This is a genomic window from Periweissella beninensis (assembly GCF_016908275.1).
Classification (GTDB): Bacteria; Bacillota; Bacilli; order Lactobacillales; family Lactobacillaceae; genus Periweissella; species Periweissella beninensis.
Genome location: NZ_JAFBDN010000006.1, coordinates 21,267 through 41,595, shown reverse-complemented (window position 1 = coordinate 41,595; position 20,329 = coordinate 21,267). Strand labels below are relative to the sequence as shown.

22 protein-coding genes, 1 tRNA gene and 1 pseudogene are annotated in these 20,329 nt (G+C 33.8%); 4 read left to right on the top strand and 20 right to left on the bottom strand.

Annotated elements, in window-relative coordinates:
- Positions 1-53: 53 nt before the first annotated feature.
- On the top strand, positions 54-2,108 hold the full coding sequence (locus JOC59_RS03705; RefSeq protein WP_205143449.1) for a beta-galactosidase: 2,055 nt from the start codon (positions 54-56) through the stop codon (positions 2,106-2,108).
- An 84-nt stretch (positions 2,109-2,192) separates the two neighbouring features.
- Positions 2,193-3,566, top strand: a pseudogene (locus JOC59_RS03700) (glycoside-pentoside-hexuronide (GPH):cation symporter); the annotation flags it as partial.
- Positions 3,567-3,674: 108 nt separating this feature from the next.
- Here the strand turns inward: JOC59_RS03700 and JOC59_RS03695 are convergent.
- The gene (locus JOC59_RS03695; RefSeq protein WP_205143448.1) at positions 3,675-4,307 is read right to left on the bottom strand and encodes a histidine phosphatase family protein; all 633 of its coding nucleotides are present in this window, start codon (positions 4,305-4,307) and stop codon (positions 3,675-3,677) included.
- Between the two features lie 311 nt (positions 4,308-4,618).
- On the opposite strand from JOC59_RS03695, the gene serC reads away from it, so the two are divergent.
- Positions 4,619-5,698: a 3-phosphoserine/phosphohydroxythreonine transaminase gene (gene serC, locus JOC59_RS03690; RefSeq protein WP_205143447.1), complete on the top strand. Its 1,080-nt coding sequence runs from the start codon at positions 4,619-4,621 to the stop codon at positions 5,696-5,698.
- A gap of 12 nt (positions 5,699-5,710) precedes the next feature.
- Positions 5,711-6,886, top strand: a complete 1,176-nt coding sequence (locus JOC59_RS03685; RefSeq protein WP_205143446.1) for a phosphoglycerate dehydrogenase — start codon at positions 5,711-5,713, stop codon at positions 6,884-6,886.
- A 159-nt stretch (positions 6,887-7,045) separates the two neighbouring features.
- Here JOC59_RS03685 and JOC59_RS03680 read toward each other — a convergent pair.
- From JOC59_RS03680 to JOC59_RS03590, 19 genes are all read right to left on the bottom strand, one after another.
- Positions 7,046-7,129 (bottom strand) — tRNA-Leu (locus JOC59_RS03680).
- Between the two features lie 53 nt (positions 7,130-7,182).
- Positions 7,183-7,752 carry a 3'-5' exonuclease gene (locus tag JOC59_RS03675; protein WP_205143445.1) on the bottom strand — a complete coding sequence of 190 codons (570 nt, stop codon included), beginning with the start codon at positions 7,750-7,752 and terminating at the stop codon, positions 7,183-7,185.
- A gap of 117 nt (positions 7,753-7,869) precedes the next feature.
- On the bottom strand, positions 7,870-8,610 hold the full coding sequence (locus JOC59_RS03670; protein WP_205143444.1) for a class I SAM-dependent DNA methyltransferase: 741 nt from the start codon (positions 8,608-8,610) through the stop codon (positions 7,870-7,872).
- A 2-nt stretch (positions 8,611-8,612) separates the two neighbouring features.
- On the bottom strand, positions 8,613-8,972 hold the full coding sequence (gene rsfS, locus JOC59_RS03665; RefSeq protein ID WP_205143443.1) for a ribosome silencing factor: 360 nt from the start codon (positions 8,970-8,972) through the stop codon (positions 8,613-8,615).
- A 68-nt stretch (positions 8,973-9,040) separates the two neighbouring features.
- Positions 9,041-9,640 carry a bis(5'-nucleosyl)-tetraphosphatase (symmetrical) YqeK gene (gene yqeK / locus JOC59_RS03660; protein ID WP_205143442.1) on the bottom strand — a complete coding sequence of 200 codons (600 nt, stop codon included), beginning with the start codon at positions 9,638-9,640 and terminating at the stop codon, positions 9,041-9,043.
- Positions 9,633-10,259 carry a nicotinate-nucleotide adenylyltransferase gene (locus JOC59_RS03655; protein WP_205143441.1) on the bottom strand — a complete coding sequence of 209 codons (627 nt, stop codon included), beginning with the start codon at positions 10,257-10,259 and terminating at the stop codon, positions 9,633-9,635. The genes yqeK and JOC59_RS03655 overlap by 8 nt, the downstream gene beginning before the upstream one ends.
- A gap of 30 nt (positions 10,260-10,289) precedes the next feature.
- Positions 10,290-10,604, bottom strand: a complete 315-nt coding sequence (gene yhbY / locus JOC59_RS03650) for a ribosome assembly RNA-binding protein YhbY (RefSeq protein WP_205143440.1) — start codon at positions 10,602-10,604, stop codon at positions 10,290-10,292.
- Positions 10,605-10,627: 23 nt separating this feature from the next.
- A complete protein-coding gene (gene yqeH, locus JOC59_RS03645; protein ID WP_205143439.1) occupies positions 10,628-11,764 on the bottom strand; it encodes a ribosome biogenesis GTPase YqeH in 1,137 nt (378 codons plus the stop codon).
- Complete coding sequence (locus JOC59_RS03640) at positions 11,757-12,287, bottom strand: YqeG family HAD IIIA-type phosphatase (RefSeq protein WP_205143438.1); 531 nt, start codon at positions 12,285-12,287, stop codon at positions 11,757-11,759. The genes yqeH and JOC59_RS03640 overlap by 8 nt, the downstream gene beginning before the upstream one ends.
- Before the next feature lie 136 nt (positions 12,288-12,423).
- Positions 12,424-12,783 carry a 50S ribosomal protein L20 gene (gene rplT / locus JOC59_RS03635; protein WP_205143437.1) on the bottom strand — a complete coding sequence of 120 codons (360 nt, stop codon included), beginning with the start codon at positions 12,781-12,783 and terminating at the stop codon, positions 12,424-12,426.
- A 71-nt stretch (positions 12,784-12,854) separates the two neighbouring features.
- Complete coding sequence (gene rpmI, locus JOC59_RS03630; protein WP_205143436.1) at positions 12,855-13,052, bottom strand: 50S ribosomal protein L35; 198 nt, start codon at positions 13,050-13,052, stop codon at positions 12,855-12,857.
- 58 nt (positions 13,053-13,110) lie between these two features.
- Positions 13,111-13,608, bottom strand: coding sequence for a translation initiation factor IF-3 (gene infC, locus JOC59_RS03625; RefSeq protein WP_205143503.1), 498 nt, complete (start codon positions 13,606-13,608; stop codon positions 13,111-13,113).
- Positions 13,609-13,913: 305 nt separating this feature from the next.
- The gene (gene recN / locus JOC59_RS03620) at positions 13,914-15,605 is read right to left on the bottom strand and encodes a DNA repair protein RecN (RefSeq protein WP_205143435.1); all 1,692 of its coding nucleotides are present in this window, start codon (positions 15,603-15,605) and stop codon (positions 13,914-13,916) included.
- A 22-nt stretch (positions 15,606-15,627) separates the two neighbouring features.
- Positions 15,628-16,080, bottom strand: coding sequence for an arginine repressor (locus JOC59_RS03615; RefSeq protein ID WP_205143434.1), 453 nt, complete (start codon positions 16,078-16,080; stop codon positions 15,628-15,630).
- A 22-nt stretch (positions 16,081-16,102) separates the two neighbouring features.
- The gene (locus JOC59_RS03610; RefSeq protein ID WP_205143433.1) at positions 16,103-16,927 is read right to left on the bottom strand and encodes a TlyA family RNA methyltransferase; all 825 of its coding nucleotides are present in this window, start codon (positions 16,925-16,927) and stop codon (positions 16,103-16,105) included.
- A gap of 4 nt (positions 16,928-16,931) precedes the next feature.
- On the bottom strand, positions 16,932-17,795 hold the full coding sequence (locus JOC59_RS03605) for a polyprenyl synthetase family protein (protein ID WP_205143432.1): 864 nt from the start codon (positions 17,793-17,795) through the stop codon (positions 16,932-16,934).
- Complete coding sequence (locus JOC59_RS03600) at positions 17,795-18,019, bottom strand: exodeoxyribonuclease VII small subunit (RefSeq protein WP_205143431.1); 225 nt, start codon at positions 18,017-18,019, stop codon at positions 17,795-17,797. The genes JOC59_RS03605 and JOC59_RS03600 overlap by 1 nt, the downstream gene beginning before the upstream one ends.
- Entirely contained in the window at positions 18,019-19,359 is a 1,341-nt protein-coding gene (gene xseA, locus JOC59_RS03595; protein ID WP_205143430.1) for an exodeoxyribonuclease VII large subunit, read from the bottom strand. Before xseA ends, JOC59_RS03600 begins: the two co-directional genes overlap by 1 nt.
- Positions 19,359-20,219, bottom strand: a complete 861-nt coding sequence (locus JOC59_RS03590; protein ID WP_205143429.1) for a bifunctional 5,10-methylenetetrahydrofolate dehydrogenase/5,10-methenyltetrahydrofolate cyclohydrolase — start codon at positions 20,217-20,219, stop codon at positions 19,359-19,361. The genes xseA and JOC59_RS03590 overlap by 1 nt, the downstream gene beginning before the upstream one ends.
- Between the last annotated feature and the right edge of the window lie 110 nt (positions 20,220-20,329).

Here is a 20,329-nt window from a genome sequence, read left to right as displayed (position 1 = left end):
TATTATTAAGCCATTAAGAATTCTTGATTAACTCTATGAAAGTAGGCTTTAATATGCAAAAATCTTTACCTGTTACAGAATTTTTACATGGTGGTGATTATAATCCTGAACAATGGCTTGATAATCCACATATTATTGATTTAGATTTTAATTATTTTAAAAAAGCTAATATTAACAACATTACCATTGGTATTTTCTCATGGGCAAAATTAGAACCAACTGAAGGTCATTTTGACTTCACTTGGCTTGATGATATTTTCAAGCGCATGGAAAAACAAAATGGTCATGTCATTTTAGCTACCCCCAGTGGTGCTAAACCCCGTTGGTTAGCTGAAAAATATCCTGAAACTTTACGCGTTGAAGCAAATGGCCAAAGAAATATCTTCGGTGAACGTCATAATCACTGTTTCACTTCACCAATCTATCGTAAAAAAGTTCAAATTATCAATCAAAAACTTGCTGAACGATACGGTAAAAAAAGTAGCTTAATTTTATGGCACATTTCAAATGAATTTGGTGGTGCTTGCTATTGTGATTTATGCCAGGCAGCTTTTCGTGATTGGCTAAAAGAAAAATATAAAACTCTTGCTAATTTAAACCACGCTTACTGGGCTGATTTTTGGAGTCATACTTATACTGACTGGCAACAAGTACATTCTCCAGCACCGCAAGGAGATAGTAATCTATTAGGGCTCAATTTAGATTGGCATCGTTTTGTAACTGATCAAACAATCGACTTTTATGAAAATGAGACAAACCCATTACGAAAATTGACCCCTAACATTCCAATTACAACTAATTTCATGGGTGGAAATCCCCCTGAATCCCATGTTCATTATGATTTAGACTATCAAAAATTTGCTAAGCACGTTGATATTATTAGTTGGGATTCTTATCCTAACTGGGGTAATGGCTATGAATCCACTAAAAAACTTGCAATGAAAACTGCTCTAATGAATGATGTCATGCGTAGCTTAAAAAATCAAAATTATTTAATCATGGAAAGTACCCCTTCACAAGTTAACTGGCATCCTTTTAATCGACCAAAATTACCTGGTATGCATCTTATGGGTAGTCTACAACAGATTGCTCATGGTGCTAATTCAGTTAATTATTTTCAATTGCATCAATCCCGTGGCTCTTCAGAAATGTTTCATGGTGCTGTAATTGACCATAGTCTTAGCGATCAAACTCGCGTTTTTAAAGAAGTTTCTGCAGTTGGAGATACCTTAAAAAAATTAAAACCAGCTCTTCATGCTAACCATCAATTAGCGAAAGTGGCGATTGTTTATGATTATGATAATATGTGGGCCTTAGATGATGCTCGTAATTATGCTAATGAAACCAAAAAATATTGGCAAACCATTCAAAATCATTATCAATTTTTTTGGGAACATGATATCCCAGTTGATTTGATTAGCACTCAAGATTGTCTTACTAATTATCAATTAGTAATTGATCCTCTACATTTTATGATGAATCAACAATTTGCTGATAAACTTAAACATTTTGTTACTGCAGGTGGCATACTTATTGGAACATACTTAACAGGACGCGTTGATGAAAATTTTTTGGCCTATCTAGGAGGATGGCCAAAGGCACTTCAAGATATTTACGGTATTGATTTTATTGAGACAGATACTCTTTATCCAGAACAAAATAATCACTTTATATATAAAGACATCTCATACAAAACAAGTGATTATTGTGATGTTATCAAATTACATTCTGCCCAAGTCTTGGCAACGTACAGTGATTGTTTTTACACGAATACACCAAGTATCACTAAAAATAGGTTAGGCCAAGGCTACGCATTTTATTTAGCTGCTCGCACAAATACTGATTTTCTAAGTATTTTTTATCAAGATATCGTAAATGACTACAAGTTAGTTAATTCCCTACCAATTCATAAAGATAATAGCGAAATTTCTATCCAGACACGGTCAGATAGTAATGCTACTTATTATTTTATAATCAATTTTAGTGAAACACCCCAGACTATAAAAACTCAAAAAACTTTATTTGACATTAATGCGGAACATGATCTTTTAGCTGGTAAATATACACTAGACGCCTACGCTGTCAAAATTTTAAAAGAAAATAAATAACAATGGAGATCGATTATGGAAAATATACAAGAAATCGGTTCAAAACACATTAGTAAAAATCAATGGATTGAGCGGATATCATTTATGTTAGGTAATTTAGGACACTCAGCTTTTTATGGGGCTTTGAGTACTTATTTTATTGTCTATGTGACTAGTGGTATGTTTGCTGGTGTCCCTACTCAAACTGCCAATAAATTAATTGGTATTATAACTGGCCTAGTTGTTATTATCAGACTAGCCGAGGTTGTTATTGACCCTATTTTAGGTAATATTGTCGATAATACCAATACTCGTTGGGGCAAGTTTAAGCCATGGCAAGTTTTTGGTGGAATTATTAGTTCATTACTATTAATCATTTTGTTTACTGGGATTTTTGGTTTAGCAAAAACTAATTGGTTGCTATTTGCAATTATCTTTGTCATTTTGTTTGTTATCCTTGATATAGTCTATTCACTAGTTGATGTGTCATATTGGGGAATGGTGCCTGCTATTAGTGCTGATAGTCGTGAGCGTGGTATTTTTACAGCTCTTGGTTCATTTACTGGCTCGATTGGATGGAATGGACTTGCTATGATTGTGGTTCCAGTAACAACTTATTTCACATACACTGCAACCGGTAAACATGAACAAGGGCCACAAGGTTGGCTTGCATTTGGTATACTCGTTGCCATTGTTGCACTCCTTTCTGCCCTAATAGTTGCCATGGGTACAACTGAAAAGCATAATATAATTCGAGAAGCTGCTAATGAAAAAACAACAATTAAAGATGTGTTCCTTGGAATTGCGCATAATGATCAAATTCTTTGGGCAAGTTTAGCTTATCTAATGTATTCTATTGCGTATGTTGCAACTAATGGTGTCCTTTTCTATCTTTTCAAATTTGTGCTTGGTAAACCTGGTGAATTTTGGATAGCTGGCTTAGTTGCCACTATTGTTGGCTTTGCAACCGCCCCCCTTTATCCTATTCTAAATAAATTTATTACTAGAAAAGTTCTCTTTACTGTTGGTCAAATTTCAATGATTTTATCATATGTTTTGTTTATCTTTGGCCAAGCAAATATCACTTTAATTATTATTGGTCTCGTATTATTTAACTTTACTTTTGCTCAATTAGTGACTGTTTTAACACTAACTGACGCGATTGAATATGGTCAATTAAAAAATGGTAATCGTAATGAAGCTGTTACTTTAACCATTCGGCCCATGATCGATAAAATTTCAGGTGCACTTTCAAATGGGATTGTTGGCTCAATTGCTTTATTAGCAGGTATGACTGGAAGTGCCACAGCCGCTGATATGACAGCTAAAAATATTCATACTTTTGAATTATTTGCTTTTTATACGCCACTCACCCTGTCTGTTATTTCCTTATTCATATTTTTATTTAAAGTTAAACTAACTGAAAAGAAACATGCTGAAATTGTTGAAGAACTTAACCTCAAATTAGTTAATAATAAAGAATAACCTAATTTATTATTAACTCAATGCGATCCTAAGATATTAAAACAGCACCCTTAAGTTAACTTAAGGGTGCTGTTTTAATATCTTATTCCATATCTCAAACCATCAAAACTGATTATTTGCATTTTGATTGTAATACCAAAGATAGGCTTCTTTCGTCTGCGGATTAACACTAATTTTAGTAACACTTGCATTATTTGGTTCTGGTAACGTCATCAATTTATTCGTCATTGCTAAACAAACTAAAGTTGCGGCTTTAATTGTAAAGCCATGTGTTACTAAAATAATTTTTTGCGTTGGGTATTTCTTAGTTAATTCTAGCAATAATGTTTGGATACGTTTCATTACCATCTCAAATGTTTCACCATCACTAGCAATAGTGACATAGGTAGGCAAAACATCATGTAACGTCCTATCAAATACTTGAGGATAAGCCTTTTCAAGCTCCTGATTAGGCCTTCCGTCCCAACTACCATATGAAATTTCTAACAATCGTTCGTCTGTCGTAAAAGGCAACATTGCACTTTTATTTAAGATGTTAGCTGTGTGTTGCGTTCGATCTAGGGGACTCGCAATAATTTGATTAGCAAAGGAAATATCAAATACAGCTTGCAAAGATTCTACTTGCTTAATTCCCAACTTATTTAATTTTGTAATTTCGGTATTGATTATTCCCTGCTTCAACCCTGCTGCGTTAGCAGCAGTTTGACCATGACGAATTAAATAAAAATCTGTCATTAAATTACCTCATATATTTTTTAGTCATTATCGCATATCTAAATTCAAAATGTCTAGTATTGACATTCATTCTAAAAATTGTTAAACTTCGATTAAATTAAAAGGAGATGTATTTAATTATGACATTTTTAAATAACCACTTTAATTCTTCCTTTGGGTCTACACGATACTCCATGTAGATCAACTTTGTTGTGTTCTCACATGGTTTATACCGATTGTGGGGCACAGTCTTCTAATTAATTCACCGACAAACCCACAATTTGAGTCTAAATTGTGGGTTTTTTATTTGATTATTGAAAGTGAGATTCTTTATGCCTATTTATAATTTTTCAGCTGGTCCAGCTATGTTACCGCCCGAAGTTATTACCCAAATTCAAGCAGAATTACCTTCTCTCGCCAATAGTGGTATGAGTATTTTAGAAATATCTCATCGTACAAAACTATTTGAAAATATTTTGAATACTGCTAAAGCAGATTTACGTGCTTTACTTAATATTTCATCTGATTACGAAATTTTATTTATGCAAGGTGGCGGTACTGCACAATTTGCCGCCGTGCCATTAAATTTAGTAACCCATTCAAAAAAAATTGCTTTTATTGATTCAGGTTACTGGTCAATGCGGGCAATTCAAGAAGCACAGACACTAGGCTTTACTACCGCTATTTTAGCCTCAAGTCAAAAACAAAACTATACAAATATTCCAAAATTAGACATATCGACTCCCTTAGATGATTATGCTTATCTTCACTTAACTACTAATAGTACAATTGAAGGCCTCAGCATACATGCAATACCTAACAACCTTAAAATACCATTAGTCGCCGATATGTCATCAAATTTTCTAGCAGAACCGTATAACATTAACGACTTTGACCTTGTATATGCTGGAGCACAAAAAAATTTGGGACCAGCTGGTGTTAGTGTGGTAATTATTAAAAAAAGGCTCCTAGTATCATACTCTAATATTACCAGTGTCATGAATTATCATTTAACGGCCCAGAAAAATTCGATGTTTAATACCCCACCAGTCTTTGCTATTTACACCGTTGGTTTAGTTTTAAAATGGCTTAAAGCTCAAGGGGGAGTTGCAGCTATCTATGAAAAAAATCTAAAGAAAGCACAGCTTTTATATCAATTTATCGATAATTCTAAATTTTATACTAATAACATTAATAAAAAAGACCGTTCATTAACAAATATTACCTTTACGACTGGGTCCTCTAGTCTTGATGAAAAGGTTATACAAGCTGCAACAGCTGCTGGTTGCTTAAACCTAAAAGGTCATCGAAGTTTTGGTGGATTACGAGCTAGTTTATATAATGCAATGCCTTTAGAAGGTGTATTAGCATTAATTGATTTTTTAACTACTTTTGAAGAAAATAACAGATAGGAGCGTTTTTAAATGTATAACATTAAAACTTTTAACGCCATTGCCCCCGTTGGTTTGGCTGATTTTACTCATAATTATCAAATTAATAATGAGCATACACAACCAGATGGTTATATTATTCGGTCCGTTGATTTACATCATCATCAATGGCCCACATCACTTAAAGCAATCGCTCGCGCTGGGGCAGGCTTTAATAATATTCCTTTAGCTAGCGCTACTAATAATGGTATTGCTGTTTTTACAACTCCTGGTAGTAATGCGAATGCTGTTAAAGAACTAGTTATTGGTATGCTAATTGCTGCTTCTCGTAATTTATTTACTGCAACTACGTATGCTGCCAATAATAGTGGCGCTGATATTTCATTACGTACCGAAAATGACAAAACACAATTTAATGGTAGTGAATTAATTAATAAACATTTAGCAGTTATTGGGGTTGGCCATGTTGGCTCCTTAGTTGCTAATGCTGCCCTAAGTTTAGGAATGCAAGTTATTGGCTACGATCCATTCTTATCAGCTGATGCAGCTTGGCAAATTTCTACTGATGTCAAACGTGCTGATAGTTTAGCAACTGCACTTGAAAATGCTGATTATGTCACAGTTCACGTTCCTAAAAATGAACATACTTTAAACTTAATTGATGCTGATGCTCTTACTCACTTAAAAGACAATACGATCTTACTTAATTTTGCCCGTGCTGGAATTGTTGATAATAGTGCTATTTTAACCGCTTTAAATGCTAAACAACTCAAATTATATTTAACTGATTTTGGTGAGGAGGCACTTTTAAATAGAGATGATGTAATCATTACACCGCACTTAGGTGGTTCAACATTAGAAGCTGAGGTCAATGGCGCCCGACAAGCAGCTCATACCTTAATGACTTTTTTAGAAACTGGTAATGTTATTAATTCTGTAAATTTACCCAATATGCAAGTTCCTTTTAATAGTGACTATCGCCTAACAATAATTCACGAAAATATTCCTAATATGGTCGGCCAAATTACGACCTATCTTGCTCAACATAATATCAATATTGAAGGGATGGCGAATAATGCTCGGGGAGCGGTTGCCTACACCATTATTGATATTAATAAAACACTATTACTGCCGAAAGATAAGATTTTAGCTACATTAATGGCTATTCCCGCCATTTATCGGGTCCGACTCTTAGATAACCCTAAATAATTAATTACAGCTAAGATGTTTGTTGTATCAGTGACTTTGGCCTGAATATGAATAACTAAAAAAGGTGTAGCCAGAAATGAAACCCATTTCCAGTTGCACCCTTTTTTATTACGCGATCATTGTACTATATCACACACCCTAGCACATCAAAAATATTAATGCCTACAACAGGACTTGAACCTGCACGAGATCACTCTCACTACGACCTGAACGTAGCGCGTCTGCCAATTCCGCCATGTAGGCAATAAACATTTATTATTTTACTACTTTTATATAGAAATATAAAGACTTATCGTTTAAAAATTAACATTTATTTTTACATTATGCATTATTTGATGATACTGCAATTGCTTTTCAAATATTAAGTTTTGCATTTTAATAAATAACTGTGCTGTTTCTTGAGCATCATCTAAAGCATCATGTGCAATCAATTTGGGTAAATCAAAATATTTTGATAAAGCTGCAATGTTATACTTTTGATGCTGTGGCAATATACATTTAGCTAATTTTAAAGTATCGTATATAACTAAATTATCTACCTTTAAATTATAAAAAGTAGCATTTGATAAAATTGCCCTACCTTCATTTTTAGCATCATGCACAACAACATGGTTATCATCAATAAAGTTTGTAATGATCGCCCAAGCATCCCCAAATTTTGGTGCCGCAACGACATCACTTTGATAAATATGATGAATATTATCTGAAGCATAGCTATCAATGTTAGATTCTGGATTAATTAGCATTGACAACTTATCAGTCAATTTTTGATCCTGAACCTTTTGCATACCAACTTCCACAATTGAAATTCTATCTTTTTTTACTTCACCAAATTCAAAGTCTAGTGCTACAAAATCATTAATCATTGCTTCCCCCTGACATATATACAAAATATATAAAAATGATTATCAATATTTTGATAATCATTTCAATGTCAAAACTTTATTTAATTAAGGTTCTAAAAAATTACACTTAATTATGAATCATTTAGTAACATCAAAGAACCAACGTGTCGTTTGTTCATTGATATCTGCATTACCAAAATCAGCAGTTATCTTAATATCATTAAAGCCTATTTTTGCCAGTAATTTTTTATAAACTGCTAAATTATAGGTTTGCTCTAAATGAACCTCTTGTATTTGGCGATAGCCGTCAATATCTTCTTGATAAATAAAAAAAGTTAATTCATGCTCAACTGAATCAGCCGTTGGACCAAAATATGATGTCCACATAAAGGCCGTTTCATCATCATGCCAATTATACATATAGCCGGGATAAACTTCATTGGCCTGATAAGGTGTAATGACATCAAACATAAACTGGCCATTATCAACTAGATGATCATATACCTGTTGAAATGTTGCTTCAATATCCGCTTGATTTCTTAAATAGTTTAATGAATCAGCAAAACAAGTAATCGTCTGATACTTAACTGTTAAATCTGACCATTCCGTCATATCGCCTTCAATTAAAGGGAGGTTTACTTTTGCTGCTTGTGCATGTTGCATTGCTAGTGTTAGCATCTCAGGTGATAAATCAAAAACCGAAATATCATACCCTCCTTGTGCTAATAAAACAGCCAATCGCCCTGCACCGCCAGCCAATTCTAAGATTTTCCCATTGGTATTTTTGATGTTTTGTTTAACATATTGATACCATTGTTCATACATAGTTTCATCAAACAACTCATCATATAATTTTGCAAATGTTTGATAATTACTCATCTTTATTCCTCAACTAAAATATCTGTTAAATCAACGTATGGTGCATCACCCCATAATTTTTCTAAATTATAATGGGCACGACTATCTTCATCAAAAATATGAACAATAATATCACCAAAGTCCATTAAAACCCAACTTCCTTCGACTTTACCTTCAATACGTTTAACAAAAATCTGATTTTCATTCAACTTATCTTCAATTTCATCAACAATCGCTTTTACTTGTCGTTTTGAACTAGCATGCATAATAACAAAGTAATCTGCCAGCAATGATACTGACTGTACATCTAAAGCAACAATATCTTCAGCTCTTTTTGAATCAGCGGCCATTACCGCAATTTCTAACATTTTTTGTGAATCCATTATTATTTCTCCTAATTGTAATTTTGAATACTTAAATCAGCAGCGCAAAATCCCAACTATTTTCTATTTTATTTTTTAGCTACCCATACATTATAGGTATTTATTGTTTGTGGATAAATTGGAACTTTTTTATTCAATAGATATTCTATCGTATGTAGTGTTTGCCAAGCAACACCCTCATCGATATTTTTAAAAGTAATTTCACGAACCTTAGCAACTTCAGGGAAATCACGACCATCTTCAATATAATCAGCCATATAAATAATTTTATCTAATAACGTCATATATGTTGCCCCAACCGTATGATGTCTAACGGCATTTAAAATATCTTCGTCAGTTATTTTTAGATCATCATGTATAAATTCAGCGCCAACAACTCCATGCCAAATCATATTACCCCAATTTAATAAATCAGGATCTAATGCTTTATCTTTAATCTTATTTATAAATAACTCATCATCAAATTCTTTCGCGTAATCATGCACCAACGCCGCAATCGAAACCTGCTCTATATTTTCATATTGATACCTAGTAGCCAATTCTAAGGCTTTTTTCTCCACACGTAAAACATGATTGAATCTAAAATTAGAAAGCTTATTTTTTAATACTTCTAATAATTTTTCGCGACTTAAATTAAAATAATGATTAGTATAGTTAATTTCAATCATTTTGATATAATCTCCTGTCTTCAATAAAGTTGGCAACTTTTTGTGGTACAAGATATTTAATTGATGTGTGTTGCTCAATACGTTTTCTAATGTCAGTTGATGATATTTCAATTAGTGGTGCATCAACCCAAATGACTTGGTATTTTGTTTTTCCTTGATAACCATGACGTCGCACAGCCACAAAAATAACTTCTTTTATCAACTCATCAATTTGGTACCATTTTGGTAAATATTCAACCTCATCGGCCCCAATGATAAAGTAAAAGCTCGTTGCTGGATACTTTTTTTTAAGCGCTAAAACAGTATTATATGAATAACTTACTCCACCCTTTGCTAACTCAATGGTCTCTAATTTAAAATGTGAATTATCTTCAATTGCCAAATTGACCATTTCTGCACGCACGTTACCCTCAATAGCTTTTTTTTTATCAACATGCGGTGGAATATTGTTAGGAAGAAAAAGTACTTGATCTAAAGCTAATTGACTAGCTACTTGCTCAGCAATAATTAAATGGCCATTATGAATAGGATTAAATGTTCCGCCCATAATACCAATTCTTTTAATATTCGTAGCTTCTAAATCGCGTGTTGTTGCCGTTAATACTTGTACCTTTTCCATTACCAATTTCCTCAACTCATATTACCTTAGTTAAATTTCATCAATTGTTAGTGAGAATTTACGATTTTCCGGATTATCTGAACGTTTGTAAATAACCAACACGTGCCCAATTGTTTGAACGACTGTAAGTGCTGAATTATTTTCTATATATTCTTTTACCTCTGCTACATCAACATCAGCATTCTGTTGTAACGAGATTTTAAATAACTCGCGTTTTTCAATTGCATCTGTCAATTGATTTAACCATACTTTTGATAAACCATTTTTCCCAACACTAAAAATGGGATTCATAGTATGTGCTTGTGCTCTTAAATAGCGTTTTTGTTTTCCACGTAAAGTTGTCATATCATCTTCCTATTTTCTCATAATTAAATCATTGCTGTACGAATTATCACTGATACACCCTTAGGTGCCCATCCAGCAATAGTTACATTAGCTGGTACAGTTATCCATCCAAGACCATTAATTACCACATCAGACTTTTCTCTAGTTCGAAATTCATGCCTTTGTAGTTCGGGAAACTGCTCCATTGCTTCACTTGTTGGTGGCACTAACAATGTTCCTGCATGCTTAAGGTAAAAAGTATCTGCCTTTTCCAATTTTGTTCGATGCAACATTAGATTATTTTCAAAATATAAGACAAATGAACTTTTATCACCTTGAATAAAATCAAATCTTGCTAATCCACCCATAAATAGTGTTTGTTGTTCATTTAATTGATAAACAATTGGTTTCACTTCTTTTTGTGGTGAAACATACTTTAATTCCTTAGCTCCTAAATAATGAGCCATTTGATCTTGATGGATAATTCCTGGCGTGTCAATTAATTTTGCCCCATCATTAAACGGTATTTCAATCTTATCCAAGGTTGTTCCTGGAAAGCGAGATGTCGTTATTAAATTATGAATGCCCGTTTGCGAATTAATAATCGCATTAATTAGCGTTGATTTGCCAACATTAGTCACACCAACAACATATACATCCCGATTTTGACGATAATTATCAATTTTGCTCATTAAGTCAGCCACTGAATGACCTTTTTTGGCAGATACAAGTGTCACGTCGATTGGCCGAATCCCATTAATATTTGCTTGTTGTCGCATCCAATTCGTTAACTTTGTGCGTTTTAAAGACTTAGGCATAACATCGGCCTTATTACCAACAAGAAGTACAGGGTTATCACCAACAAATCGATGCAATCCGGGAATTAGTGAACCCGTAAAATCAAAAATATCTACAACATATACAATTAATGCTTTAGTATCAGCAATTTGCCCTAATAACCGCCTAAAATCATCATCAGTTAACGAAACTGGTTGAATTTCATTGTAGTGCCGTAATCTAAAACAACGTTGACAATAAACCTCATCCGTTTCGAGGCCTTTTTTTAAGGCACTCATCGGAGTATATCCTAATTCATTTTTAGCATTAGTTTGAATTTGGGCTCCACAACCAACACAAAAAATACCATCTAGTAATTCTTTTTTTATTTCATCATCAGTCATTAATATTATCCATCCATTTTAATTTTGGGTTATTCTTGAGCATTGCTTTTTTTACAGGTTTTTCAATAAAACGATTAACGCGTGTGTTCCATTGATCTGTTTCTAAAAGCGGTTTGACTAAAATACTACGTACTCCAGCATTATTTGCTGCCCAAATATCAGTCATTAATTGATCTCCAATCATAACAATCTCTGATTTGTCTACAGCTAATTTTTTAGCTGCTTTATCTATTCCTCGAGTCAATGGTTTAAATGCTCTAGACACAAAGGACACGTTTAATGGCGCCACTGCACGACCAATTCTAGCATGTGAATTATTTGAAACAACTAATAAAGGAATCCCTGCAGCATTTAAATCTGCTAACCATTTTTTTAGTTCAGGTGAACCCTCAGGATTATTCCAAGCAATTAAAGTGTTATCTAAATCAGCTAAGACTGCTTTAATTCCCTGAATTTTTAATTGTTCAGGTGTGACATTATAAATTACATTAACCATCCAAGTTGGTTTAAATTTATTTAACATACTTTTTTCCTTTTAAAAATTTTTTATTATCTTTAATATAGCATAAATTCAAGTTTCTTTTTTGACAAAGTTCTTATCCATTTTAGCATGTTAATTAAAAAGAGTTGCAGTTAAAAATAACTGCAACTCTTTTTAATTACTTAGCTTCAATAGCTTTTTTAGCTGCATCAGCTAACTTAGCAAATGATGCTTCATCACTAACTGCAAGATCTGCTAACATCTTTCGATTCAATGTTGAACCAGTAAGTGCCAAACCGTGCATAAACTTGCTGTATGACATACCGTTCAAACGTGCAGCAGCATTAATCCGTGCAATCCATAACTTACGGAAGTTACTCTTAGTCTTACGACGATCACGGAATGCGTAGTAGTATGATTGCATTACTGATTGCTTAGCAACCTTAAAGTTGATGTGACGTTGACCACGATAACCCTTAGCCAACTTAATCATTTTTTTGCGACGAGCACGCGTCACTGTTCCACCCTTAACACGCATGGGAAGTTCCTCCTAAAATACTATCTTGATATAATTACTTGTCTTGTTATATTGCTTACTGCAATTTTCTATTAAATGTTTGAAAGAAGCTTGTTGTAAGTCTTCAAAGTAGTGCGATTCATCATTGAAGTACCACGAAGTTGACGACGTTGCTTCTTAGTTTTACCGTGAAAACGGTGTGAAGTATAGGCGTTTGCTGATTTCAAACCACCGTTAGCAGTTTTCTTAAAACGCTTTGCTGAAGCGCGGTGTGTCTTTTGCTTAGGCATAATAGAATTTCCTCCGAATAATTTAATAGCTTGTTTAATTAAAAGAGTAGACGCAACTCTACTTGTTATCTTTGGGTGCAAGCACCAAGAACATGCTCCGACCGTCCATCTTAGCCCGTTGTTCCACCTTAGCAATGTCTTCAGTGGCTTCAGCTAAACGATCCAAGACTGCACGTCCAATTTCTTTGTGGGTAATTGCACGTCCCTTAAAACGAATTGATGCCTTAACTTTATTACCTTGACCTAAGAACTTCTTAGCTGCTCTTAAACGGGTATTAAAATCATTCTCATCAATAACTGGTGAAAGACGAACTTCTTTAACAGTAACAATTTTTTGATTTTTGCGAGCTTCACGTTGACGTTTTTGAGCGTCAAACTTAAACTTACCATAATCCATAATTTTGGCTACTGGTGGCTTTGCATTAGCTTGTACTAATACTAGGTCCAAGTCTTGTTCAGTTGCTAATTCTAAGGCTTTAGATGTTGAAATTACACCTTGATCACCAGCATCAGTAATTAAACGAACCTCACGTGCGCGAATCTTGTCATTTACCAAATCTTGTTGTGGTCGAGCTTGTGCTATGGTTTTGTCCTCCAAATTTTATTTTTAGTGAAAACAAAAGAGGTTTACGTCTTTTAAAAACACGTAAACCCGCTTATAAAATCATTCATCATGGTTTTAAAATATCTAGCCTAGCAATCTTTTATTACTGAGGCGAGAAGCGGGAGCTCCTACTTTGTTTTCTCAACAAATAATATGATAACGCTTTTTGGTAATTAAGTCAACCTAAATTAACTTTTTACAACCAATAAAATCAATTTTACCACATTTATTTATTAATTACACTACATTATTATTTACTACAGTTTTACTTTAATTTCTCTTGATAATTTTAACATTTCTTGTGCATTAGCTAATGCAAGTTCAGTGATTGTGGTCCCACTAAGCATCCGTGCTAATTCATGTATTCGATCCTTTGCTGATAATAGGTTTACCCTTGTCTTCGTCCGACCATCAATTACATTTTTGACAATTAAAAAATGATTATCAGCGATAGCAGCCACTTGTGGTAAATGAGTGATCGTCAATACTTGCGAATAACTAGCTATTTTGGCAATTTTTTCGGCAATTGCTTGTGCAACACGTCCGGAAACGCCAGTATCTACTTCATCAAAAATAATAGATGTTATCCCTTGATTTTTTGCAAAGATTGTCTTTAAAGCCAACATTATTCGTGACAATTCACCGCCTGACGCTACCTTTGCTAGCGGTTTAGCATTTTCCCCAGGATTTGTTTGAATATAAAATTCAATATTGTCAGTTCCATTTTTTGTAAATTGGGAAGTTTCATTAAATTTAACGGAAAAAATTGCTTTATCCATATATAATTCTTTTAACTGTTCATGAATTTCTATTACTAGCTTTTCACTATTTTTGTTTCTTAAAACATGTAATTCAGTCGCTTTTAATTTAAGTTTGTCTTGTAGGGCTCCTAATTTTTGACTAATATCTTCACTAGAATTAGTATTGGCTTGCATTTTTCGATACTCAACTTTAATTTTTTCAAAATATATCAAAATTTCTCGTACTGTTGTTCCGTATTTACGTTTAAGCTGTTGTATTAAATTTAAACGTTCTTCTATTTCATTTAAGCGTTGCTCATCATATTCCAATAAGTCACTTTCACGTTCAACATCCTGAGCTAAATCTTGTAAAGTGTAGTAAATATTTCCTAAATTAGTACTTAATTCACCTAAGTTAGCATCAATATGTTCTACTAGCTGTAGTGCTTGTAAAGCACGCCCTAAGTTATCAATCACACTATTATCACTACTAGTCAAGCATTGATTAGCAGTTGCTAAAGCAGCACTAATTTTTTGAAAATTATTTAATCGCTCTCGTTCAACTAGTAACACTTCTTCTTCATTAACATCTAAATTAGCATTTTCCAATTCTTCAACTTGAAATTGCAACATGTCTAGTCGTTGAGCCCATTGTTGTTCACCACTTTGTTGTTGCACTAGTTGCTTTTTTATTACACTATATTCCGCATAAATAATTTGATACTCTTTGATCTTTTGCTCAATCCCTGAGCCGCCATATGCATCAAGTAAACCTAAATGTTTTTCAGTCTGCATTAATTCTTGGTGCTCATTTTGACCATGAATATCAACTAACCAACTTCCAATTTTTTTTAATGTTGCTAAATTAATCAAAGTCCCATTAACACGAATAATATTGCGGCCATTACGATGCATTTCCCGTTGAATAATCAATTGCCAATCTTCAAAATTAATTCCTAATGCATTTAAATCAAAAATTAGGCCAGCATTTTCCGCATTAATTTCAAATAAGCCCTGTAAAATCGCCTTGTCACTACCTGTACGAATAAATTCTTGAGAACCTCGCCCACCAGCCAACAAGCCTACTGCATCAATAATAATTGATTTACCAGCACCTGTTTCACCAGATAACACGGACATACCTTCATTAAATGCTAACTGTAAATGTGCAATAATTGCAAAATTATCAATTACAAGTTCTCGCAACATATTCCCCCTCCTTACAGGCTAATTAAAGTAGCTCTCTAATCTTAACTGCTAACTCTTGCCCATTAAAATCATCTTTAATAAACAGCATTATTTTAGCATCATTAACTAACACACCAAAAACTTCTTCGAATTCCATTGCTTCAAGTAAATTACCAATTACTTCACCAGTACCTGGAACCACTTTTATCATTACTAAAGTATCTTGGATTGCAAGTGATTCAATATTTCTTTTTAATAATCTTGATAACCGTGTCTCATCAATAGAAAAATCATTCAATGAGTATTGATAAGCAAAGCCACCATCCTTAAGTCGTACTTTTACCAAATGCATCTCTTTTAAATCCCGACTAATCGTTGCTTGGGTTATTTTTTTTCCAGCTTTTTCTTCAATCGCACTTACTAACTGATCTTGTCGTTCAAAAGTTTGACTGCGGACTAATCGTCGAATTAATTCATGTCGCTCTGCTTTTCTCATTACTACATTGTCTCCCTGTGTACTAATTTTCTTTTCGATTTAACTGTTGGTAGGCTGATTCTTGAACACCGGCTACATCAACACTAGGGGCAACTGTTGCTTCACTTGTTGCTTGTAAGTGGATCAAAAACTCAATATTACCTTCCCCACCTTTTATCGGTGAAAAACTCAAATGTTTAACACTAAAACCTGTATCTATTGAAAATTTTATAATATCTTGCAAAACTTGCTGATGCACAGCACTATTTTTCACGATTCCATGCTTACCTACATTTTCTCTACCAGCTTCAAATTGCGGTTTTATTAAAGCCACGACTTCACCATTGTCCGCAAGAATTGAACGTAACGGTGGTAAAATTAAATGGAGTGAAATAAATGAAACATCTATCGTTGCAAAAGTAGGCCGCCCTTGCGTAAAATCAGCTAATTTTGCATATCTAAAATTAGTATTTTCCATAACAATCACACGTTCATCAGATCGTAATTTCCAAGCTAATTGATTAGTTCCTACATCCAAAGCATAGGACTGTTTCGCCCCATTTTGTAAGACTACATCTGTAAAACCACCCGTAGATGAGCCTATATCCAAAACGATTGCATCCTTAACATCAATCTCAAAAACATCTAACGCCTTTGCTAATTTAAAACCACCTCTTGAAACATAGGGCATCGGCTTACCCTTTAAATGTAGTTCAGTTGTCACTGGTATTTTAACACCTGGCTTATCTAATCTTTCTTCATTGATTCCTAAAATTTGACCAGCCATGATAGCCCGTTTTGCCTGTTCGCGTGTTTGAAAAACTCCTTGTTGAACCAGTAATATGTCAACACGTTCTTTTTCAGCCATTTTTCTAATCCCTTTCAAAATATGTTAGAAAGCCCTCAATTAATTGAAAATCAAATTTTTTATTAAGTTTATTCAAATCTATTAATAAGTTACGTGCTATCTTAACTGTGTTTTTCAATTCAATTTGTGCCTGTTGCATCCCTAATAAATGTGGATAAGTATTCTTAATCGTATCAACTTGATCTCCATCATCTAATAAGTCATCTTTAATTTGAAATGCAATGCCATAGTCATAACCAAATTTGGTCAAAAGATCAATCGTCATATCATCTACATTGGCTAAAATACCACCTGCAATACACGCATAACTGATTAAATCTCCTGTTTTTTTTCTATGAACCAACTTTAATTGGCTTATAGTATATTGTTGATTATTACCTAACATGTCTAAGATTTGACCTGATACCATCCCATTAGCTCCAGCTGCTAACGCTAATTTGCTAATTAGTGCCACCTTTAACTCTGGCTTTAGATCATTTTCAGTTAACCAACTAAAAGCTAATGTTAGGAACGCATCACCAGCTAGGATTGCATTAGCTTCGCCAAATTTTTTATGACTAGTTAATTTACCTCGCCGGTAATTATCATTATCCATTGCCGGTAAATCATCATGAATCAATGAATAAGTGTGAATGAGCTCCAATGCATTAGCAACTTTCACAGTTTCATCAGATATCGTGCCACCAAATGCTTGGTAAAACGCTAATGTTAATAAAGGCCTTAGTCTTTTTCCACCAGCTGTTGCGGCATAAATCATTATCTTTTGTAATTCTGCATTAGTAACACTGTTATTAATATTTAAAACTAAATTTTCCTCAATAATTGGTTGCCACTGTTCAATAAAACTATTATATTTTGTTTTATCCATTACTTACCTTCCTCTGGTTTAAAAGGTAATTCTTGGTTATTATCATCAATTATTTTTGTTAAAGAATTTTCAGCATTACGCAATGTCTTTTGTAATTTATTACTCAATCCGACGCCAACTTTAAATTGCTCTAACGCTTCTTCTAAAGGTACATTACCACTCTCTAAGTGTTTAACAATTTCTTCAAGTTGTGCTAAATTTTCTTCAAATGTCGGTTCTTCCATTATCTTCCTCCATCCTTCTTACCAATGACTTTCGCCTCAATCGTACCATCTACTAATTTAATTGTAATGTTTTGATTCAAGGAAACATCATTAATTGATTTAATAACATGCTTTTCAGTTTTTGTGATCGAATAACCACGTGTTAAAACGTCTAAAGGAGACACTAATTGTAAATTCTTAGCTAAGGTCTGCAGCTCTTGTTGTTTTTTAAGTATCAATTGTTGCATCGCTTTGTTTAATATATCCTCTAACTGCTGCAATTTTTGCGTTTTTTGTTCTAGTTTTGCCTCATAAAGATGTAACGGTAACCGTTGTGTTACTAGACTTACCGTATGCCGTTTATTATTAATTAATTGACGTTGATTTTCAATTAAGCGATTAGTCGCTTGATCAACACGTTGTAAATAACCTTCATATAAGCGATTGGGTTGTGTAAGCACATAACTATTCAATTGTTTAGCTAGCTGTGCTTGTACTAACGCTATTTTATTTTGTGTACTAGTTATTAAATGATCTTTGAGTTGCTCTATCTTAATCATCAAATCATCTAGCTTAGGGGTCGCTAATTCTGCTGCGGCAGTTGGCGTGGCTGCTCGGACATCAGCAACCATATCAGCAATTGTTATATCAGTTTCATGACCAACTGAACTAATAATTGGTATCTCCATTGCTGCCATCTGACGCACCACATTTTCTTCATTAAATGGCCATAAATCTTCAATTGAGCCCCCACCACGCCCGATAATGATCGTATCAAAATCACCACTATTCACTTGTTGGAGTCGTTTTACCAAGCTTACAGCAGCTTGGTTACCTTGTACAACGGCTGGAAATAAAACAATTTCAACCAATGGATACCGTCGTTTACTAGTTGTTATAATATCTCTAATTACTGCACCACTTGCCGAAGTAATTACTGCTATTCGTTTAGGATACTTTGGTATAGCCTTTTTTACTCTATCAAATAATCCTTCTTTGGCTAATTTGTTTTTCAATTGCTCAAATGCTTGGTACAATGCACCAACCCCATCAGGTTGCATACTATCAATTATGATTTGATATGTCCCTTGCGGTTCATACAAACTTACTCTACCAGTTACTAAAACTTTCATTCCTTCTTCTGGTTCAAACTTAATTTTAGCAAAAGCCGTTTTAAACATCGTCACACTAATTTTGGCACCATTATCTTTTAAACTAAAATATTGATGATTAGGCCGTTTACGCCAATTAGATATTTCACCAGTTAAATATACCCGTTCTAAATAAGGATCAACATCAAATTTTCTTTTCAAATATTTAGTTAGTGCCGTTACTGTCAAATAACTGTCTTCTTGTACCATTAGTCATTTCCATGAGCCACATGTTGTTGTGCTAATTCAACGGTCGTTTCCATTAATGTCGCAATTGTCATTGGCCCTACACCACCAGGAACTGGTGTTGCAAAAGCCAAATTAGTATTATTTTTATTAGCAACATCACCAACTAGTGTACCGTCTGCTAAACGATTAATTCCAACATCAATTAAAGTTGCCCCTGCCTTCATTTTTTGTGCGTCAATCGCATTTGCTTTACCCATGGCCACCACTACAATATCTGCGATGGCTATTAATTCATCTAGGTTTTTAGTCTGGCTATTAGCAGTAATTACTGTTGCGTCAGCATTCGTTAACATAGCGGCCATTGGTTTCCCGACTAAAATTGAACGGCCAATAACGAGTGCAAGTTTACCTGTTGTCTTGACATCATACCATTTCAAAAGTCGCATAATTCCCCTTGGTGTATTAGCAACTGGGTAATATTCATTAGCATCCGTTACCAGCTGTCCTAAATTATATGGATGAAAGCCATCAACATCTTTACTTGGATCAATTGCGGCTTGAATATTTTGTTCATTAATATGTGTTGGCATTGGTGATTGTACTAAAATTGCATCAACAGCTGGGTCTGCATTTAAGATTTGGATTTTTTTAATAATCGCTAACTCAGTAGTATCAGCTGGCATTTTTATTGTATTTGCTTCGATACCTAAATCCGTTGCTACTTGTTGTTTATTTTTGACATAAATTTCAGACGCAGCATCGTTTCCGACCATAATTACTGCTAAACCTGGTGTTACTCCTAACTCAGCTAATTCATTCACTTGTTTAGCAATTTGTTGTTTAATTTGTGTTGCTACCATTTGTCCATCAATCATTGTCATTTTTTAATCCTCGTTAATTAATTTAGTTTCATTATCTTTTTATCTGCTAATGCCCATTTTACCAGAATAATGATATTAAAAAAACTGGACAAGTATCCAGTTTTTAATTT

Bases quoted from the DNA above. Each gene is read 5' to 3' on its own strand.
- rplT (WP_205143437.1), bottom strand. From the start codon at position 12,783: ATGCGTGTTAAGGGTGGAACAGTGACGCGTGCTCGTCGCAAAAAAATG.
- JOC59_RS03655 (WP_205143441.1), bottom strand. From the start codon at position 10,259: ATGGAAAAGGTACAAGTATTAACGGCAACAACACGCGATTTAGAAGCT.
- JOC59_RS03695 (WP_205143448.1), bottom strand. From the start codon at position 4,307: ATGACAGATTTTTATTTAATTCGTCATGGTCAAACTGCTGCTAACGCA.
- JOC59_RS03670 (WP_205143444.1), bottom strand. From the start codon at position 8,610: ATGAGTAATTATCAAACATTTGCAAAATTATATGATGAGTTGTTTGAT.
- yqeH (WP_205143439.1), bottom strand. From the start codon at position 11,764: ATGACTGATGATGAAATAAAAAAAGAATTACTAGATGGTATTTTTTGT.
- serC (WP_205143447.1), top strand. From the start codon at position 4,619: ATGCCTATTTATAATTTTTCAGCTGGTCCAGCTATGTTACCGCCCGAA.
- xseA (WP_205143430.1), bottom strand. From the start codon at position 19,359: ATGGTACAAGAAGACAGTTATTTGACAGTAACGGCACTAACTAAATAT.
- JOC59_RS03600 (WP_205143431.1), bottom strand. From the start codon at position 18,019: ATGGAAGAACCGACATTTGAAGAAAATTTAGCACAACTTGAAGAAATT.
- yqeK (WP_205143442.1), bottom strand. From the start codon at position 9,640: ATGATTGAAATTAACTATACTAATCATTATTTTAATTTAAGTCGCGAA.
- rsfS (WP_205143443.1), bottom strand. From the start codon at position 8,972: ATGGATTCACAAAAAATGTTAGAAATTGCGGTAATGGCCGCTGATTCA.
- rpmI (WP_205143436.1), bottom strand. From the start codon at position 13,052: ATGCCTAAGCAAAAGACACACCGCGCTTCAGCAAAGCGTTTTAAGAAA.
- JOC59_RS03685 (WP_205143446.1), top strand. From the start codon at position 5,711: ATGTATAACATTAAAACTTTTAACGCCATTGCCCCCGTTGGTTTGGCT.
- yhbY (WP_205143440.1), bottom strand. From the start codon at position 10,604: ATGACAACTTTACGTGGAAAACAAAAACGCTATTTAAGAGCACAAGCA.
- JOC59_RS03640 (WP_205143438.1), bottom strand. From the start codon at position 12,287: ATGTTAAATAAATTTAAACCAACTTGGATGGTTAATGTAATTTATAAT.
- JOC59_RS03610 (WP_205143433.1), bottom strand. From the start codon at position 16,927: ATGGCTGAAAAAGAACGTGTTGACATATTACTGGTTCAACAAGGAGTT.
- JOC59_RS03590 (WP_205143429.1), bottom strand. From the start codon at position 20,219: ATGACAATGATTGATGGACAAATGGTAGCAACACAAATTAAACAACAA.
- JOC59_RS03615 (WP_205143434.1), bottom strand. From the start codon at position 16,080: ATGAGAAAAGCAGAGCGACATGAATTAATTCGACGATTAGTCCGCAGT.
- JOC59_RS03605 (WP_205143432.1), bottom strand. From the start codon at position 17,795: ATGGATAAAACAAAATATAATAGTTTTATTGAACAGTGGCAACCAATT.
- JOC59_RS03705 (WP_205143449.1), top strand. From the start codon at position 54: ATGCAAAAATCTTTACCTGTTACAGAATTTTTACATGGTGGTGATTAT.
- recN (WP_205143435.1), bottom strand. From the start codon at position 15,605: ATGTTGCGAGAACTTGTAATTGATAATTTTGCAATTATTGCACATTTA.
- JOC59_RS03675 (WP_205143445.1), bottom strand. From the start codon at position 7,752: ATGATTAATGATTTTGTAGCACTAGACTTTGAATTTGGTGAAGTAAAA.